Source organism: Hydrococcus rivularis NIES-593, from assembly GCF_001904635.1.
Lineage (GTDB): Bacteria > Cyanobacteriota > Cyanobacteriia > Cyanobacteriales > Microcystaceae > Hydrococcus > Hydrococcus rivularis.
This window is the reverse complement of the sequence record NZ_MRCB01000014.1, coordinates 24,196-41,738: the sequence shown is the minus strand read 5'-3', so window position 1 is coordinate 41,738 and position 17,543 is coordinate 24,196. Positions and strand designations below refer to the sequence as shown.

Below are 17,543 nucleotides of genomic sequence, written 5' to 3'. Positions count from 1 at the left end.
TCTATCGCGACTTGAATTTGTTTGATTTCCACGATCGATTGCGCCCTATGGTTTTCCTTCAGCTTAGGCAAACCCTACTGGCGCGAATCTTAAAAGATGGCTAAAACTTTTACTGCTATACGAGTTGGGCGATCGGCTCCCAGTTGAGTACGTCTTGCAGTAAGGCTTCATAACCTTGGGTGTTGGGATGAAGTCCGTCGGGATTGAGGCGCGATCGCACCCAAGCATCTCCCCGCTTCATCCACAGATCAAAAATATCTAAATAGGGAATTTGTCGCGCCTGGCAAGCTTGCTTGGTAAATTCTTTATAGCGATATTGGTCTTGATGGTTGAAATACAGGCAATCTAAAAAAGGCATTTTGGTTTCATCGACGGGCACCATCCCCACAAAAAGAACGGGACAAAGCTGACGCGATCGCTCTAGCAGGTTAGTGACTTGTTCTTGAAACGTCTCAAATTCAGTAAATAACCGTCCGTTAGGGCGACCCAAACGCGCTGAATCGTTAACTCCCACTGAAAGAATGATTAAGTCTGGAACTTGATTGCGCAACTCTCCCCGATTGCGAAATTCATGTTCGAGTCGCTCGGACACCTGAAAGACTCTATCGCCGCGAATGCCTAAATTGTACAAAATGTGGCCGGGTTGCTCTGCTGCCATCCATTGTCTTCGCAGCCGTTCTACCCACCCTCCGCCTTCGGGGTCGCCATATCCGTAAATTAGACTATCCCCAAGCGCAATTACTCTTAAAGAAAGGCGCAAGCGCTGTTCGATAGATCTAGTCCTAGCGGCAGAAATCGTTTGCATAGAAAAAGCGAGATAGTTTCAGCTCAGCGACAACTTTACATTTCTACATATACAACTATACCCAATAATAATAGCGAACGATTGGCGTTCGTCAACCAGTCTAGTGCCTCTGTTGTTTGGGTTGGCTCTTTCACAAAGAGGCGATCGCGACAGTATTTCAAAGATATGGCGATCCCGTAAGAGTTAATAGAACGTTGAAAGCTTTTGAGCCCCAATCAAACCGAACCACAAATTCGCTCGCATGCCAGTACTACAAGCTTTACAAATAGTCAACTGCTCGGTCGTTTGGACAGAGCGCGAACGATAATTGAGGTAGGAGGCTAATTTTTCTGAGATCGCGAAATGGCAAAAAGATTTACTCAACCCTTAAATGTCAAGATCCCATGAATTTTGAGCGACTCATCGACCTCGATCTTTCTCAACCCGTATGGGAGCGATTCTTTTCCGTTGCTCCCCTAGTTCTCATTGGAACGCGGGAAGAAGGAGGCGGCTACGACCTTGCCCCCAAACACATGGCGATGCCGCTGGGCTGGGGAAACTATTTTGGTTTTATGTGCACCCCTCGCCACCACACCTATCAAAACGTTTGCCGCGAGCGAGCTTTTACCGTTAGCTTCCCGCAACCCGATCGCGTGGTGTTGGCAAGTCTAGCTGCTGCTCCTCGCTGCGACGACGATTCTAAGCCTTCCCTGTCTGCCTTACCAACCTTTCCCGCTTCCGTTATCGATGGAGTATTTTTCCAAAATGCCTATCTATTCCTAGAATGCGAACTAGACCGAATTGTAGACGGGTTTGGGGAGAATAGTTTAATTGCCGGCAAGATCGTAGCGGCTCGCGTTCGGGAAGAGGGAGCGCGGTTGTCCGATCGCGACGACGGCGATCTCCTAGTGCAAATGCCCCTACTGGTATATCTTCCGCCGGGACGCTACGCAACGGTCGAGCGCAGTTTTTCTTTTCCTTTCCATTCTGGTTTCAAGCGATGATGCTCGCGAATACAAGATCGCCTCAAATGTCTCGGCGGCTGCTCGACTACCTCCACCGCCGCCAGCAGGAGACAGTCGAACTGCTAGAAAAATTGGTAAGAGCCGAATCTCCTTCGACCGATCCGGCGGCACAACAGCAAGTTTTGGCACTGCTTGAGGGAGCTTTGCAAAAACTAGACTATCGCGTCCGTCGCCTTCCCGGTCGTCGGACGGGAGGACACCTATTAGCCATTGGGCGCGATCGCCGACGAAATCAGCCGACGCAACTGTTGCTGGGACATTGCGATACCGTCTGGCCCCTGGGAACCCTAGACAAGATGCCCCTATTGCAAAAGGCAGGCAAACTGTACGGTCCCGGAACCTATGATATGAAAGCCGGATTGGTTCTGAGTCTGGCTGCGATCGCAGCCATTCGGGCGCAAGGACTCGAACCGGAAGTTGCCCCCGTCATTTTTATCAACTCCGACGAAGAAATCGGCAGCATTGAATCGACTCCCTATATCCGACGGTTGGCAAAAACCAGCGATCGCGTTTTCGTCATGGAACCATCTCTCGGTCCGATGGGAAAACTAAAAACGAGTCGCAAAGGCGTCGGTCGGTTTACCATTCGCGTCGTTGGCAAAGCAGCTCATGCCGGCTTAGAGCCGGAGAGGGGGGCTAGCGCTATCCTAGAGCTATCCTTTGTCATTCAGAAGTTATTCGCCCTTAACGACCCACAACGAGGCATTACAGTCAACGTCGGTACGATTGACGGAGGGATTCGCCCCAACGTGATTGCTCCCGAAAGCGAAGCTGTTGTAGACGTGCGAGTTCTGCATCAAGAAGATGCCAGGGAAATCGAACGAGCCATCCTGGGATTGCAACCGACCACTCCGGGCACGCAACTCATCATCGAAGGTCGTATTGGACGACCGCCAATGGAGAGAACCCCAGGCAACCAAAAACTCTGGCAGCAAGCGCAACAAGTCGCCGCCGAATTGGGATGGCAGCTTGAGGAAGAAACCGCTGGTGGCGGTTCCGACGGCAATACAACTAGCCTTTACGCACCCACCCTGGATGGTCTGGGCGCAGTGGGCGATGCAGCCCATTCGCCAGGAGAGTTTGTCTACTTGGATCGGCTGGTAGAACGAGCCGCACTCCTATCGCGACTGCTGTTAGAGCCAGCAATTAGCGATTGATGATTAGTGCTGGGGATTAGTGTAGGATTTTCTCTTTTCCCTAGCAATCGGAGGAAAAACAATGTCTGACAAATACTTCTTTGCTTCTCTGTCCCGGATCTCCGATCTAGAATCCCGTCCCTTTTCGGTTTGCCCTCTGCCTCGGTATCAATGGGCGACGGGAGATTACGTCGTCGGAGAAGTCATTCCTCCGGTGTACCAGTCCTCAAGCGTTGAGTTAACTAACGGACGCATCGCGTATTTGCTGGAAGGAGACTTAATTATCGGTGCTTTTGGAATTCGTCGAGCGACTTTGGAAGCGGTAGGAGACTGGCAATCGATCGAATCCGACGATCGCATGGAGAACATGACCACAGCAGGACTTTTCGGGCGAGTCACTTCTAAGTCTTTCCTGCTAGCCCCGCTTACCTCTCTACTGTACCGAGGTCACGTCCTTCGAGATGGGCAAAAAGTCTGCATGAAAGATTTTGTTTCTAACCTGCCAGTACTTCCCTATAATTGTCCGACAATTCTTATTGTCGGCACATCGATGTCAGCCGGAAAAACGACGACGGCAAGGGCTATTATCCATCAGCTCAAGCGCATGGATCTGAAGGTAGTTGGTGCGAAGTTAACAGGAGCTGGGCGTTACCGCGATATTTTGTCAATGGGCGATGCTGGAGCCGATAAAATCTTCGATTTCGTCGATGTCGGTCTTCCGTCTTCTATCGTTCCTCCCGAAGAGTTTCGCGTCTGCGTACGCAAATTGCTGAGTGCGATCGCAACTGAAAACCCCGATGTAGTCGTCGCAGAAGCGGGAGCCTCTCCTTTCGAGCCTTATAACGGTTCTGTCGTATTAGAAGAATTGAAAGAGCAGATTCGCTGTACCGTGCTGTGCGCGTCCGATCCTTATGCAGTCGTCGGAGTTAGCCGCAGTTTTGGTTTAACTCCCGATTTGATTAGTGGAATAGCCACCAGCACGACAGCAGGGGTGGAGTTGGTAGAAAAACTCTCAGGAGTCAAAGCTTTGACGCTTAGCGATCGCAAATCTGTACCCGAACTAACGCAAATTCTCAAAGTTAAGTTAGCCCTTTAATAGGGGCAGGTTTTACCATCCGGTTATTGTCGTAGTCGGGATGCAATAGAAAAATGGCTCTGCCCAACGCAGAGCCAGATCGATGGGAAAGTTGTGGGATTTTAGCGAACCGTTCCCTCTAAGGAGTCAACCCGAATGGGTTTGATTAAATACAACTTCAGGAACTGCCAACCGTTGGAGACGAAATAAGGTAGCTTGCGCAACAGTTTTAAGAATTTGGGGCTGCTAGATTCATCGATCGCCCGCAATTGCTCGTTATTCTTAACGCAAATCTCTAGGCGATCGTAAAATTCTGGATTTTCTACATCCAGAATGACTGGGAAAACTCGCCCTGCCGTTTCATTGGTTTTCTCAATCACGTACTTATCATATGACCGAGCTTCTAAACCGATAGAAGCGTAGAAGTCAGCACGCTGAATATCATTGAGATACATCGTCGCAAATACCGACAGCAGGAAGAAACGGCACCACAGTCTTGCCTTCCAATCATTCAAAATATCGGGCTGCGATCTCATGATCGCATCGAAGAAATCTCCATGGCGATTTTCATCCTGACACCAGTTTTCAAAAAAGCGGAAGATCGGATAGATCCGATTTTCTGGATGCTGCTCTAGATGGCGATAAATAGTGATATAGCGCCAGTAACCGATCTTTTCGGATAGGTAAGTGGCGTAGAAAATAAACTTAGGCTTAAAGAAGGTGTACTTGTGATTCTTGGTCAGAAATCCCAAGTCCAGCGAGAGTTTAAAATCCGACATGGCTTTATTCAAAAAGCCAGCATGACGGGCTTCATCTCGCGACATCAGCGTAAAACACTCTGCTAGGACTGGATTTTTATCCTTTAACCGCCGTCCTAATTCTTTGTAGAGTAAAAAACCAGAGAATTCCGCCGTGCAAGATCGTTCCAAAAACTCAATAAACAAGCGGCGAGTTTCCCCATCGATACGATCCCAAGATTGATTAAACTCTTCATCCCGAACGAAGTGATGGCGGTTATAGTCGGCGCGGAATTCTTCTAGAATCGCTCTCAACTCGTCCTCATTGGCAGAGATATCCATTTGCGCCATCGCTTCAAAATCGGTCGTGTAAAACCGAGGCGTGAGGATTGTTTCTTTGGCAGGGACTTTGATTCCCGGACGCAGTTCTTCAAATTCTGGTTTTTTGAGGGTATTGACCATGGCTTGTTTATAGTGCTTTTTTCTTTGATTGGGCTGCCTGGTGGCTTAGCGAGGTTTGAATTCCTCACAATTGGGTAAGTCTAAATTGTCTTATGCGAGGCTAGAATTCAGTCTACCAAGGTCTAGACGAGGAATTAAGCGGCTTTTCATTAAGAGTTACAACACAATATAAAATTTTGTTAAAAAAACTAGCTAAAACCTTGACAAAATTTTGAGGTGACTGAGATCGCGGCTAGAGATTGAGCGAATTCTCTGACACCCCCCTATTTTCTTGTTAGTCTGACTAATGAAAGATTAAAACAGCAATTTTTAAACCCAGAAACTCAACAATGCAGAACCAATTTCACATCAAATTTTGGGGCGTTAGAGGAAGTATCCCCTGTCCGGGAACGGATACCGTTCGATATGGCGGCAATACTTCTTGTATAGAAATGCAGGTAGGGGGCGAACGTCTCATTTTTGATGGCGGTACGGGACTGCGAGTTTTGGGCGAATCTATGCTTGCCAAAATGCCCGTGCAAGCGCATTTATTTTTTACTCACACTCACTGGGATCACATACAAGGATTTCCCTTCTTTGTACCAGCGTTTGTTAAAGGCAATCGTTTCAGGATTTATGCGATTCCTGCTCCCAATGGGGCAACGATCGAACAACGCCTCCACGATCAAATGCTCCATCCCAACTTTCCCGTCCCCTTGCAAATCATGCAAGCAGATCTGCAATTTTATGACCTCGAAATCGGAGAAACTATCAAAATTGGCGAGCTAGTTGTTGAAACGGCCAGACTCAACCATCCCGGCGTAGCAGTAGGCTATCGCGTCAATTGGAGAGGACTTTCAGCCGCCTACATCACCGATACGGAACATTTCCCCGATCGCCTTGACGAGAATGTTCTCTGGCTCTCTCGCGAAGCCGATGCGGTCATTATCGATGCGACTTACACTGACGAAGAATATTACGATGACAAATGTAGCAAAGTCGGTTGGGGACATTCAACTTGGCAAGAAGCCGTAAAAATCGCCAAAGCTGCCAAGGTGAAACAGTTGATTCTCTTCCATCACGATCCCTCCCACAACGACGATTTTTTAGATCGCCTCGGCGAACAAGCCGCTCTAGCTTATCCGAATACCATTTTGGCACGGGAAGGTCTATCGATTGAGTTGATGGAAACAACTAAAAGATTTTCGATTCCAAAACAAATCACCAACGATCGGTGACTAAATTGTGTCAAAATGTAAAGCGTGTGGGTAACATCTTCGACCGATAAAGTTTTAACGCCTAGCGCGATCGCCCTTGGCAATTTTGACGGCATTCACCGAGGGCATCAGAAAGTTTTGCAGCCAATTTTACAGGCTTCGGCTGTCATTGGTTGTCCGGCTTCTGCTCGAAAAGTTATCAGAGATAGCCAGTGTCCTTATGCGACAGTAGTTACCTTTAACCCCCATCCCCAGGAATTTTTTACCGGACAGAGCAAACAACTGCTAACGCCACTCCCAGAAAAGGTTAAGCTATTAGAACAGTTAGGCGTAGAACAGTTAGTTTTGTTGCCCTTCGATCGCGAACTGGCTGCCTTGAGTCCGCAACAATTTGTCGAAGAAATCTTAATGCGGCAGTTACAGGCGACTCGGATTAGCGTCGGAGAAGATTTTCGCTTCGGGCACAAACGGGCAGGAACGGCAGAAGATTTAAGAGCGATCGCGGCGAAATTTGGCGTAGAAGTTGTCATTACCTCCCTCCAAACCTGTCAAGGCAATGAAAGCGAGCAACCCACTCTCCGCATCAGCAGTTCTGCGATCCGCCAAGCCCTAGCAGAAGGAGACATCGATCGAGCCAACCGCATGTTGGGGCGTGCCTACACTCTTATGGGAACGGTCGTAAAGGGACAGCAGCTAGGCAAAACGATTGGCTTTCCGACGGCTAACCTACAACTTCCCCCCACAAAATTGTTACCCCGCTATGGGGTTTATTGTGTCAAAGTTTTCCTGGAAGGAGAGGGGGAGAATATTATTACCCAGTCCTCAATCAAAGGTGTGATGAATATTGGCTGCCGTCCGACAGTAGCTGGCAATACACCGACTGTTGAAGTACACCTACTCGATTGGGCAGGGAATTTGTATGGGAAAACCCTTACCGCAAGCTTAGAAAAGTTTCTGCGTCCCGAACAAAAATTTCCTTCAATCGATGCCCTCAAAGCCCAAATTGCTTTCGACTGCGACTTAGCTAGAAAAATTCTTGAGCGATCGACGTGAAATCTGGCAGGGGAATCGGGAAAGTTAGTTAATATTAAATTTGACGATTCCTATGAGAGAAAAAATTGACACGCTGACCGAAAACCTAAGTCGCACGATTGTCGGAAAAGCGAATGCGATTCGGTTAGTGTTAGTCGCCCTGCTGAGTGGCGGTCATGCCCTTTTGGAAGACGTTCCTGGGGTAGGTAAAACTCTGCTGGCGAAATCCTTAGCGCGATCGATTAACGGTCGTTTCCAGCGCATCCAATGTACCCCAGACTTGCTGCCAACCGATATTACGGGGACGAATATTTGGAATCCTAACACGAGAGAATTCGAATTTCTATCGGGACCTGCCTTTGCTAACGTTTTGCTCGCCGATGAAATCAACCGAGCAACTCCCCGCACCCAGTCCGCCTTGCTAGAGGTGATGGAAGAGAAACAGGTGACGGTAGATGGCGCAGCCCGTCCCGTTCCCCAACCTTTTTTTGTCATTGCCACACAGAATCCCATCGAGTATCAAGGGACATTTCCCTTACCAGAAGCACAAATGGATCGCTTTACTATTTCTCTGAGTCTGGGCTATCCGACCGAACAAGAAGAACTGCAAATGTTGCAAAAACAACGCCAGAGAATTAGCAGCGACGAACTGCAACCCTGCATTTCCCTAGAAGACGTTCTAGAATTACAACATCTCGTCAGTCAGGTCAAAGTGACCGCAGATTTACAGAAATATATGCTCAATTTGGTGCGAGCATCCCGCAGCGATGACGAAATTACATTAGGAGTAAGTCCGCGAGGCACCGTCGCTTTACAAAAGGCAACTCAGGCACTGGCTTTCCTAGAGGGACGAGATTATGCTATTCCTGATGATGTTAAATTGCTGGCACCTCACGTTTTGTCGCACCGTCTGATTCCCGCAGGCGGACGACAAGCCAAGACAATTGTCGAAAGGTTGCTGCGTACCATCCCGGTGGAAATCGTTGCCACTTGAAACAACAAATGTTCAACTTAGTTCGACAAAAACGGATTCGACACAAAACTGCAAAGGTTCTTTCGCCGTTCATTTTGTTATTGGCGATCGCGTTGTGGTGCGTCGGACTGGGGTGGGGGATGGCATTTGCCCTCGATCCGATTCCCAGTCGCTACGAAAACGGACGAGATTTATATTTAGAAAATTGCTCTGGCTGTCATATCGCCATTCCTCCAGAAGTTATGCCAACGGAAACCTGGAAACAACTTCTAGAAAACCCTGAAGACCATTACGGTCGATCGCTGACGAATTTGATTAGGATTACGCAACTTCTAATCTGGGATTACTTGAGTGCTTATTCCCGTCCCTTAACAACGAACGAACCCGTTCCTTTGCTGATAGAGCAATCTCGTTATTTCAAGGCACTTCATCCGAGAGTTCAATTCTCCGAACCCGTTACTGCCGACACTTGCGTTAAATGTCATCCAGGAGTGGCTCAATTTGACTATCGTACCCTGACTCCTGAATGGCAAGACGCACCATAATATCAATATCGATTATCTTTCCTTTATTTGTACCGAGCGGTTGAACCAGTTCATGAGCGAAGCAATCATTAAATTCAAAATCAAATAGGTCGCCATAACGACTAGCAACATTTCTACGGCGTTTCCCGTTTGATTGGAAATCGTGTAAGATATCGCGTAAATATCGCTGTAAAGAACGGCGATCGCTAAACTAGAATTTTTGGCTAAGTTGAGAAATTCGCTGGTTAGGGGCGGAATCATGACCCGCAAGGCTTGGGGAAATATGACCAAACGCATGATTAGAGAGGGTTTTAGTCCTAATGCCCTCGCTGCTTCCCATTGCCCTTTGCCTACCGACTGAATCCCCGCGCGAACCACTTCTGCAATAAATGCCGCCGTGTAAACCGTCAGTCCGAACGTCAAGGCGGCAAATTCCGAAGAAAGGCTCAATCCTCCTTCAATACTATTAGTGGCGCGATCGAATTGAGGTTGCTGCCAATCAAGACCGAAAATTAGGGTAAAAATGGCAGCGATCGCGATTCCGATCGATCCCACTTGAAAGGCTCGTCCTGACGACCCTTGACTTACAATTGCCTGGGTTTGTTTGCGCCAGATAATAACGGCCAAAATGGCGCTCAAAACCAGAAATCCTAAAGATAGCCAAGTCTGTAAGTTTCCAGACGGAAAAGGAATCTGCATTCCTCGGTTGGTGAGAAAAATGGAATCCCAAACGACGAGTGGATTGTCAATTTTCGGCAATCTTAAGAAAATGGCAAAATACCAGAAAAAGAGTTGCAATAGCAGGGGCGTATTGCGAAATGTTTCTACATAAACGGCGGCAATTTTTCGCACTAGCCAATTATCCGATAATCTGCCTATGCCAACGGTAATGCCGAGGATGGCGGCAAGGATAATCCCGCTTACCATCACTCGTAGCGAGTTGAGCAAACCTACCAAAAGGGCACGAAAGTAGGGGTCTGTAGGACTGTATGGGATGAGAGAATCGCCAATTTTAAAAGAAGCAGGGCGATTGGCATCGAGCAAAAATGCCAAGCTAAAATCTAAACCCCTGCGGCGAAAGTTACGAGCGAGATTATTTCCCGCAATAACGAAGATAGTAACGACGATGAAGACGATTACTACCTGAACGAGGATTTTTAGGAAGCGATCGTCTCGCCAAAAAGGAATTTTTTCGTCATTGGTCATTGGATGAAAGGATTTTAGATTTTGGCGAAGCCGCCGCATGCTCCTTGAACCTCTTCAAGGAGAACGGCGGATTTTGGATTATTAGTGGTGATTAGTTAGTCGATAGTAGTTAGTAGTGAGTGGTTGGTCTTGTCTCCCCGTCTCAGAAGTCCCCCCACTCCCCACACTCTCCTAACGGAAGGGTGGCGAATAGAGGAGTCCGCCTTTTGTCCAGAGGTTATTGAGTCCGCGTTCTAGCTGGAAAGGTTTGCCGATGTTGCGATCGTAGACTTCGCCATAGTTGCCAACGTGCCTGATGACGCGAGAGGCAAAATCATTGGGCAATCCCATCTCTTGGCCCAGTTTTTCATCGAGACCCAGAAAACGTCTGATGTTGGGATCTTGACTATTTTGAAATTTGGACAAGTTTTGAGAGTTAATGCCAAATTCTTCCGCTTGGATAAGCGTATAGGTAATCCATTTAATCGCATCAAACCATTGTGAGTCGCCATCGGCAACCGCAGGTCCCAACGGTTCTTTTGAAATCTCCGCGTCTAGCAATACATGCTCGTCTGGTTTGGGCAGCAGGGTGCGCCGACTGACCAGTTTGGAGCGATCGGCGCTAACGGCTTCGCAACGTCCTTGCTCGTAAGCGGTAAAAAGAGCATCGTCATTATCGGAGGTAACGGGAGTATAAGTCTTTACCCCCTGCGATCGCAACCAATCTGCTAAGTTTTGTTCCGTCGTCGTTCCAGAAAGAACGCAGATAGATTTTCCTTCTAAGTTTTTTGCTTCAGTTATGCCGCTTGCTTTAGCAGCCATTATCCCCTGACCGTCGTAAAAGAGCGTCGGTCCAAATTCCATGCCAACGGCTGTATCTCGGTTAATCGTCCAAGTCGTATTGCGGCTGAGTAGGTCGATTTCTCCTGTTTGTACCGCCGTAAATCGTTCTTGGGCGCTGACGGTACGGAATTCGACTTTTTTAGGGTCGTCAAACAAAGCCGCAGCAATGGCACGACATAAATCGACATCCATACCGGAGTATTCACCTTTTTCATCTACGAAGCTGAATCCCGGAACGTCTCCGTTGATTCCGCAGATGAGAGTTCCTCGGTTTTTCACGACTTCCAAGCGACTTTCACTCTCTGCTTCGCTCCCTGCACAAGCACTCAGGGAAGAGACAAGCAGCAAGGTTGCCAATAGAAAACGCCATTTCTTCATCGAGAAATTTCGGCGAGGAGCGCCGCCTCCATAATCTTTGCCAAATCTTTACAGAGACTAGCTTTTAGCCAATCTAATATAGAAATATGCTGAACTCGCTTAACGCCCTCGATTAGCCGTCGGGAGGCTCCTATGAATGCCCTCCTCATTCTGGGAATAGGTTGTGCAGTTAGGAATACAGCCTCAGATTGCTGGTGGAGATAGATTAAAAGATCGGTGTTATCGGACATTTATTTATTCGATCGCTATTGCGAAGATTGTCTCTTAAAGTCTGGGACGATACAAGTTCGAGTTTCTGCTTTTACTATCTACCTGAGTTTTGCATAAGAAGGGTGGCAGAAAACCAAAAAAATTAGCAGATTTGGATCTAAGCAACGGTTTTGGCAATAACCGCCGAGGAGTATTATGACGAATGAAGAAAGCTCGATTGGCTGCAATGCCAGTTCGGGGCGCAGGCTGTGGAGTGGTATCGCAGTCAGTGGCGCGATCGCGCTGAGCTGGCTTTATCTAAACTTGCCGACGCTGCAATGGTTTACAAGGGCAGTTCGGGAGATGAGTTTATTTAACCTCATCCTGCTCGGATTAGCGGGGTTATTTTTTATCGTGCAAGGGATACGGCACCGCCAACAGCTTCTTCGTTGGTCAGCAGTCCCCGTGCTGCGTCCCCTGCCCCTGGCGTTGATGTTTGGCAGCGCGATCGCCGCCAATGCTTTTCGCTGGTTTCTCGACTTAGATCGGTTGCCAGCGATCTGTTTTATTCTGGGCAGTTACGGTCTATTGGGGTTGTTTTTGGATAGCGCGATCTGGCAGAAAAGATTATCGATCGCCGTCGCGATCGCAACCCTCCTGCCGTTCTGCATTAAGTTCGGCACGGGTTTGGGTTTTCCCGTCCGCATGCTTACCGCTCGTGCCGTTGAATTTATCCTGGCAAGAGCAAACGTTTCCGCCCTTTCTTCCCAAGACATCATCGTTTTGGAGAATGGCATTTCCCAAGTCGATCTGCCCTGTAGCGGGTTGAGAAGTTTGTGGATAGGAACCCTCTTCCTGCTGGCACTGACCTGGTTAGAAGGTCGTCGCATCGATATCCGCTGGCTGTTGGTCGGCATCGCCAATTTGTTCTCTTTAATGCTTGCCAACATCGTGCGAGTGCTAGCGTTAGTCATCCTCGTCGATGGACTAAAACAGCCAGAAATTGCCAATATGCTACATATTCCTTTGGGGTTAATGGGGTTTCTTTCCTGTTGCTTGTTGGCGTGGGGATTGCTGCGGTTTGTGCCCAAACAGCGATCGGAAAAACGAACTGAGGAAGTATCGAGAATTCAGAGACAGAAAAATTTTAAATCCCTAGTTCCTCAAGCTCTCGTCGCGATCTGCGTTCTCGCGCTGACTTTGCTGCCCCAGCCTCCATCGATCGCGGCGCGATCGCTAACCTTGGCAGACTTGCAACTGCCATCGTCAATCGTAACGCAGGAAATCTCGCTGAGTCCTTACGAGCGAGATTTTTTTCAGGACTATCCAGGCGTAGAGGCTCGCAAACTGCGGTTTGAGGTGCGAGGGCTGTCTGGCTCGGCGATCCTGGTATCTAGCCCAACTTGGCAAGCGCACCACTCGCCCGAACTGTGCTTGCTTGGGAGCGGGTTTCAGGTCGATAAAATGGAGCGACGGCAGCTTGCCTCCGACACGCTCGGACGCTGGTTATCGCTGAATAACGGCGAGCGATCGGCTGCTTATTGGTTTCAGTCATCCGAGCGAACCACCGATGAATATCTCGCTCGTCTGTGGGGAGAAATGAACCGTCGGGAACCGATCTGGGTGATGGCATCGGTTCTGTTCGATCGCGCTAGCCGCCCCGACGATTCGGCAGTGCAAACCCTCATTGCCAGCCTTAACCAGGCTATCGATCGCCGTTTGGAGGAATAAACCGATGAACTCGCCAACTCAATCTAATGAATTCTCTCGCGTTCTTTTCTGGCTGTTCAACGGCTCGCTGCTGTTAATCGTTTATCTGGGATTCTTACCCTTTTTAGCACCTGCCATTATCGCCGATGCGATCGCCGGAAAAGTCCCCTTGAATTTCCTGATTCCCTTCGTCGGATTGGTGGGAGTTCCAACCACCTGCACCGCGATCGGAGCAATCCCAAAACAAAAGCGATCGATATCCCTATTCCAGTTGTTCTACGGCGTAGAAGCACCGCTATTGATTCTATGTCTGGCTCGCTTTTTCTGGTTGCGCGATTTAACGCCCTTCACAACCGTATTTCTGACGAGTGGGCTGCTAGGGACGCTTGCGTTTACCCACTGGCTCTTGAGCGCGAGGGGTTCCAACTCTAGCAATGCTAACTGGTGGCATCTGGCAGGGCAGACGGTGATGCTAGCGATCGCTCTTTACCTCTTGACACTATCTGCATTTTATGCAGTGCCCTTCATTAGCTTTATCCTCGTTATCCTGATTATTTTGTTGTATCTGTTTCCCCTTGGCATTATAACGATTGGATTTGGCACGCTACCATTTGGAATGGCGATCGCTTACTTGCTAGCCTGGAAGCAGAACCTAAAACAACTTGCCAACCGCCACGGCAATTTTCTAGTAGGGGGATTTATCGTTGCCGTGTTAGCGGGATGGATGGGAATTCTCATTGCTGTCGCGCATCAGCCCCAACACCAAGCATTTGCTTTGCTGCAAACTCCCTCGCAAACCGAACAAGCTCGCCAAGCGTTAGTGCAAAAATCGGAGGCGATTCGACGGGGATTGCTGAACGCCTACCTAGCGAAATACCGCTATCCTTGGTTTAGGAGCGATCGCCACATCTACGACATCTACCGTAACACCTTTGCTTTCTCCGACAGCTCTGCCCAAAACCTACAAAATCTCTACAGTGCCTTGACTGCTCCCTTTGCCTATCAGGGAACCGAAGCAGACGAGGCAAAAGCAGCCGAACTTTATGCCCAGTTTTTCGATACGCCGATTATGCGCGGAGAGCTAACGGCAATTCAGAAGGCGCTTCAGTCTACTTTCAACCGAGGCGAGGCAAAGGCAGGACTGTTAGACATTAACGAGGAGCGGGTTTGGTTAGCCCAGCAGGAAATTACCGTCAAACCTCAAGGGAACTGGGCAGATGTGGAACTTTACGAAGTCTATCGCAACCAGACCCTTGACCAAGAGGAAATTCTCTACTACTTTTCCTTGCCCGAAAGCGCTGTCGTTACGGGCGTGTGGTTGGGCGAAACAAGCGATCGCGCCAAGCGATACGTCTTTCAAATTGCTCCGCGCGGTGCGGCTCAAGAGGTTTATAACAATGAAGTCAGCCGTCGCGTCGATCCGGCTCTCCTAGAGCAAGTTGGTCCCCATCAATACCGACTCCGCGCCTTTCCCATTCCACCGTTAGGACAGGGGGAAATGCATCTATGGTTGACTTACAAAGTCTTGAAGCAAGATTCGGGTTGGGCGTTGCCCGAACTCCTCGAACGGCGCAATATCTTCTGGACATCCAAGACGAAGCGAATTGTCGATGGCAAGACGGTTGGAGCTGGGGATCGCTGGCTGCCCGCGACTCTGAGCGCAAAAAACGTGCAAGCTGTTAGCCACGAAGTCGTTTTACCCGATGGCGATCGCGTTCTAGCAAAACCGTTCGCTTCCTCCTATCGCCTTCCTCAAAATCAGCGGTTTGCCATCATCCTCGATGGTTCGTACAGCATGAATCGCCATCGTCAGCAAACTGTTGAGACTTTCCGCTGGCTCAAGGAAAATGTCCTGAAAAACAACCAAGCCGATCTTTATCTAACGGCAACCAAACCAGCCCAACCCAAACGTTTGGATGGCTTGCAAGAATTCGCGGCGAATAAAGCAACCTTCTATGGAACCCTGCAACCTAAAGAAATGCTGGAGCAGTTTTTGGCTTTGCGCGGCGATAGGGCTTACGATGCTATTCTATTTCTCACGGATTCGGGTAGCTACGAACTGACTCAAGATAGCAAATCGGTCTTACAAATGCCAGCTCCTCTGTGGCTAGTCCATCTGGGCGGACTCCAACCCGCTTATGACGATGCGACGCTTCAAGCCATCCAGGATAGTAGCGGCGGCGTTGCGACTCAAGTTCAAGAGATCGTGCGGCGACTGGGTACGCAACCTAGCTTGGGCGAGTCTGCCATCAACTTAGTCGATGGCTATGCCTGGTTTTTAGAGGAGACAAGCGAACCATCGTCTCAAGTCGAGGGATTCAGTCCCATTGCGGCGCGACAGTGGATCGCGCACTTGAGCCGAACGACCAAACCCGATGACGTTCGGGAGTTAGATGCTATCCACGCGATCGCAAAGCAGTATGAAATCGTGACTCCCTACTCATCGGCGATCGTGCTGGTGAACGATCGCCAGCAAGAAGCCCTACGGCAGGCAGAACAGAGGAGCGATCGCTTTCAGCGAGAAATTGAAGACCAACAATTACCTTCTCCTAGCTCTTTGAATACTATCTCAGCCGTTCCCGAACCTGCCGAATGGTTACTGATGATTGCGGGAGCGATCTGTCTCTGGTTTGTCTACCAGCGTCAGAAGCAGCAGAGGGGATGCGATAGTGCTTGAGTAACGAGGATTTAACAAGAGGGGCGGGTTTCAAATCTGCCCGTGCGGGAGATAGGAGAGAGTACATTTAGAATTCTCTCCTAAAAACATTCATATTCCAGAAATAATCTTTTTAATCTCTTTAAAATCAATGGTTCGGACAAAATTAAGCAGTGATAGTTCCGTAGTCATAAAGGCTATGGTAGTTGGGATGGGATTTAATTAAAGTTGGTTCTAAATCTAACTGTTGAATAAATCGTTCGAGAAGATGATAATTGAGGGCACGTCTTTTATAACTCGCCATCGAAAAGATCAAATTTGTGTCACAATCATGTTGTCCAACAGCATCCAATTTAGCTAGATTAAGAGCCGTCAACGAACTATTAAAATGAAAGTCGAGTTTAGTTAGATCGCGAGCCTGACAATCAGCTAAACCAGTAAACTGCTTACCATCACGAAACAAAAATTCAATTTGGAAACGAGCCTTGTAATAGAGATAGATCGAGTAAGCATCTAGTTCGAGGTCAGTGGAGAACAAAACCGCATAACTGCTCGCATGAGAACCAGAATTTTTAAGTAGGTAAACAAGACGAATAGGACGCTTGAGACTGATTGACCAGACCACAGCAGTATATAAATTTACATCATCTGCAAGTTGAGTGACTAGCTCAAAATTGCTGTAATCACTTAAATCAACTTTGCCAGCATATTTACGAGGTCTACCTCTTCGAGAATATTTACCTTGATAGAGATAACGTAAATTGGCATCGCGACGTAATTTTCCAATTGCCTCTAATTTGAGTTGTTTAACTCCATCAACCCATTTGATTTTACTGTAAAAGCCATCGGTGACTACATGGCGCACAGAAGTGGGAAGATAAGGACAAGTTGCTTCAAGTTGTGTCAAATAGTCATTAATTCTCGTCATTTCCAATTGTTCGGTTTTCTTGGAAGATGAAGTTGTTTTGACCAATTGAGTAACTGGCGTTTGCTGAACGCTTAGACTGTAGCTGATGTTGTTAGTTACATCTACTACTGCCATTGCCGAGATTTCCAACCCTTTTTCGCTATGGGCAGCACTGCCGTTATAGAAGTAATCCAGACCATAAGTGTGTTTTCCACTTTTAGGAATGAACGAACAATCTACTGCTAAGATTGTTTGAGATTGAGGTGGGATGGCTTGTCTAATCAATTCTTCATTGAACTTCATAAAGTTGAACGAGCGTTGATATTGTCTTCTATAGGTTCGCTCATTAAGCTGGCTGTAACGACTTAGGTTGGTGAAATTTGCTCGTCCACAAACGATGATAAGAGTCGAAAATAAGGTTAAAAGAAATTTCTGTTGGGGTTTGCTAAATCGCCCACTGAAACCAGTAGGCTTTGTATAATTGTCTTAATGCTATCCATTTTCGGTAATTGCTCAACACTTTTACCTTATCCGATGGATAGCTTTTTTTGTCCTTTTTTCTCAAAATTGTCCGAACCATTGTAAAATAAAAAATTAAATTAACTAAATTTTGCCTAAAATACCGCTTCAAATAATCTAGCGCTCGCAATCTATCTAAAGGAAGAAGCATCTTTAGCAACCATAAATTAACAAAAAGATATTTTTGGGAGTTCGCAACAGTCAGTCAGGGA

Annotated in this window: 14 protein-coding genes; 9 read left to right on the top strand and 5 right to left on the bottom strand. The window is 47.9% G+C overall.

Going from position 1 to position 17,543, the window contains the following annotated elements; all coding sequences use genetic code 11:
• Positions 1 to 115 precede the first annotated feature (115 nt).
• Positions 116 to 805, bottom strand: a complete 690-nt coding sequence (locus tag NIES593_RS12820; protein ID WP_073599954.1) for a GDSL-type esterase/lipase family protein — start codon at positions 803 to 805, stop codon at positions 116 to 118.
• A gap of 383 nt (positions 806 to 1,188) precedes the next feature.
• Between NIES593_RS12820 and NIES593_RS12815 the strand changes: the two genes are divergently transcribed.
• The 3 genes from NIES593_RS12815 to NIES593_RS12805 all read left to right on the top strand — a co-directional run bounded on the left by NIES593_RS12815 (position 1,189) and on the right by NIES593_RS12805 (position 4,041).
• The gene (locus tag NIES593_RS12815; RefSeq protein ID WP_073599953.1) at positions 1,189 to 1,788 is read left to right on the top strand and encodes a flavin reductase; all 600 of its coding nucleotides are present in this window, start codon (positions 1,189 to 1,191) and stop codon (positions 1,786 to 1,788) included.
• Positions 1,788 to 2,966: a M20 family metallopeptidase gene (locus tag NIES593_RS12810; RefSeq protein WP_073599952.1), complete on the top strand. Its 1,179-nt coding sequence runs from the start codon at positions 1,788 to 1,790 to the stop codon at positions 2,964 to 2,966. The genes NIES593_RS12815 and NIES593_RS12810 overlap by 1 nt, the downstream gene beginning before the upstream one ends.
• A 61-nt stretch (positions 2,967 to 3,027) precedes the next feature.
• Entirely contained in the window at positions 3,028 to 4,041 is a 1,014-nt protein-coding gene (locus NIES593_RS12805; RefSeq protein ID WP_073599951.1) for a DEAD/DEAH box helicase family protein, read from the top strand.
• A 101-nt stretch (positions 4,042 to 4,142) separates the two neighbouring features.
• Here NIES593_RS12805 and acsF read toward each other — a convergent pair whose 3' ends face one another.
• Positions 4,143 to 5,219 (bottom strand): magnesium-protoporphyrin IX monomethyl ester (oxidative) cyclase, encoded by a 1,077-nt coding sequence (gene acsF, locus NIES593_RS12800; protein ID WP_015143951.1) that lies wholly within the window; start codon positions 5,217 to 5,219, stop codon positions 4,143 to 4,145.
• 329 nt (positions 5,220 to 5,548) lie between these two features.
• On the opposite strand from acsF, the gene NIES593_RS12795 reads away from it, so the two are divergent.
• The 4 genes from NIES593_RS12795 to NIES593_RS12780 are packed head-to-tail and all read left to right on the top strand — an operon-like array spanning position 5,549 to position 8,965.
• Positions 5,549 to 6,436 carry an MBL fold metallo-hydrolase gene (locus NIES593_RS12795; RefSeq protein WP_073599950.1) on the top strand — a complete coding sequence of 296 codons (888 nt, stop codon included), beginning with the start codon at positions 5,549 to 5,551 and terminating at the stop codon, positions 6,434 to 6,436.
• A gap of 24 nt (positions 6,437 to 6,460) precedes the next feature.
• Positions 6,461 to 7,468 (top strand): bifunctional riboflavin kinase/FAD synthetase, encoded by a 1,008-nt coding sequence (locus NIES593_RS12790; protein ID WP_073599949.1) that lies wholly within the window; start codon positions 6,461 to 6,463, stop codon positions 7,466 to 7,468.
• A gap of 52 nt (positions 7,469 to 7,520) precedes the next feature.
• On the top strand, positions 7,521 to 8,441 hold the full coding sequence (locus NIES593_RS12785) for an AAA family ATPase (protein ID WP_073599948.1): 921 nt from the start codon (positions 7,521 to 7,523) through the stop codon (positions 8,439 to 8,441).
• A gap of 8 nt (positions 8,442 to 8,449) precedes the next feature.
• Complete coding sequence (locus tag NIES593_RS12780; RefSeq protein WP_073599947.1) at positions 8,450 to 8,965, top strand: cytochrome; 516 nt, start codon at positions 8,450 to 8,452, stop codon at positions 8,963 to 8,965.
• Positions 8,966 to 8,977: 12 nt separating this feature from the next.
• Here NIES593_RS12780 and NIES593_RS12775 read toward each other — a convergent pair whose 3' ends face one another.
• Together NIES593_RS12775 and NIES593_RS12770 are read right to left on the bottom strand one after the other, a co-directional pair.
• Positions 8,978 to 10,150, bottom strand: a complete 1,173-nt coding sequence (locus NIES593_RS12775) for an amino acid ABC transporter permease (protein ID WP_073600017.1) — start codon at positions 10,148 to 10,150, stop codon at positions 8,978 to 8,980.
• A gap of 171 nt (positions 10,151 to 10,321) precedes the next feature.
• Complete coding sequence (locus tag NIES593_RS12770; RefSeq protein ID WP_073599946.1) at positions 10,322 to 11,350, bottom strand: amino acid ABC transporter substrate-binding protein; 1,029 nt, start codon at positions 11,348 to 11,350, stop codon at positions 10,322 to 10,324.
• A 405-nt stretch (positions 11,351 to 11,755) separates the two neighbouring features.
• Here NIES593_RS12770 and xrtO point away from each other — a divergent pair, with 405 nt between their 5' ends.
• Together xrtO and NIES593_RS12755 are read left to right on the top strand one after the other, a co-directional pair.
• Complete coding sequence (xrtO, locus tag NIES593_RS12760) at positions 11,756 to 13,270, top strand: exosortase O (RefSeq protein WP_073599944.1); 1,515 nt, start codon at positions 11,756 to 11,758, stop codon at positions 13,268 to 13,270.
• Between the two features lie 4 nt (positions 13,271 to 13,274).
• Positions 13,275 to 15,926, top strand: a complete 2,652-nt coding sequence (locus tag NIES593_RS12755) for a TIGR02921 family PEP-CTERM protein (protein WP_073599943.1) — start codon at positions 13,275 to 13,277, stop codon at positions 15,924 to 15,926.
• A 145-nt stretch (positions 15,927 to 16,071) separates the two neighbouring features.
• Here NIES593_RS12755 and NIES593_RS12750 read toward each other — a convergent pair whose 3' ends face one another.
• Complete coding sequence (locus tag NIES593_RS12750; RefSeq protein WP_342747357.1) at positions 16,072 to 17,211, bottom strand: transposase; 1,140 nt, start codon at positions 17,209 to 17,211, stop codon at positions 16,072 to 16,074.
• Positions 17,212 to 17,543: the final 332 nt, after the last annotated feature.

Bases quoted from the DNA above. Each gene is read 5' to 3' on its own strand.
- NIES593_RS12785 (WP_073599948.1), top strand. From the start codon at position 7,521: ATGAGAGAAAAAATTGACACGCTGACCGAAAACCTAAGTCGCACGATT.
- NIES593_RS12775 (WP_073600017.1), bottom strand. From the start codon at position 10,150: ATGACCAATGACGAAAAAATTCCTTTTTGGCGAGACGATCGCTTCCTA.
- NIES593_RS12755 (WP_073599943.1), top strand. From the start codon at position 13,275: ATGAACTCGCCAACTCAATCTAATGAATTCTCTCGCGTTCTTTTCTGG.
- xrtO (WP_073599944.1), top strand. From the start codon at position 11,756: ATGACGAATGAAGAAAGCTCGATTGGCTGCAATGCCAGTTCGGGGCGC.
- acsF (WP_015143951.1), bottom strand. From the start codon at position 5,219: ATGGTCAATACCCTCAAAAAACCAGAATTTGAAGAACTGCGTCCGGGA.
- NIES593_RS12820 (WP_073599954.1), bottom strand. From the start codon at position 805: ATGCAAACGATTTCTGCCGCTAGGACTAGATCTATCGAACAGCGCTTG.
- NIES593_RS12770 (WP_073599946.1), bottom strand. From the start codon at position 11,350: ATGAAGAAATGGCGTTTTCTATTGGCAACCTTGCTGCTTGTCTCTTCC.
- NIES593_RS12815 (WP_073599953.1), top strand. From the start codon at position 1,189: ATGAATTTTGAGCGACTCATCGACCTCGATCTTTCTCAACCCGTATGG.
- NIES593_RS12780 (WP_073599947.1), top strand. From the start codon at position 8,450: ATGTTCAACTTAGTTCGACAAAAACGGATTCGACACAAAACTGCAAAG.
- NIES593_RS12795 (WP_073599950.1), top strand. From the start codon at position 5,549: ATGCAGAACCAATTTCACATCAAATTTTGGGGCGTTAGAGGAAGTATC.
- NIES593_RS12810 (WP_073599952.1), top strand. From the start codon at position 1,788: ATGCTCGCGAATACAAGATCGCCTCAAATGTCTCGGCGGCTGCTCGAC.
- NIES593_RS12805 (WP_073599951.1), top strand. From the start codon at position 3,028: ATGTCTGACAAATACTTCTTTGCTTCTCTGTCCCGGATCTCCGATCTA.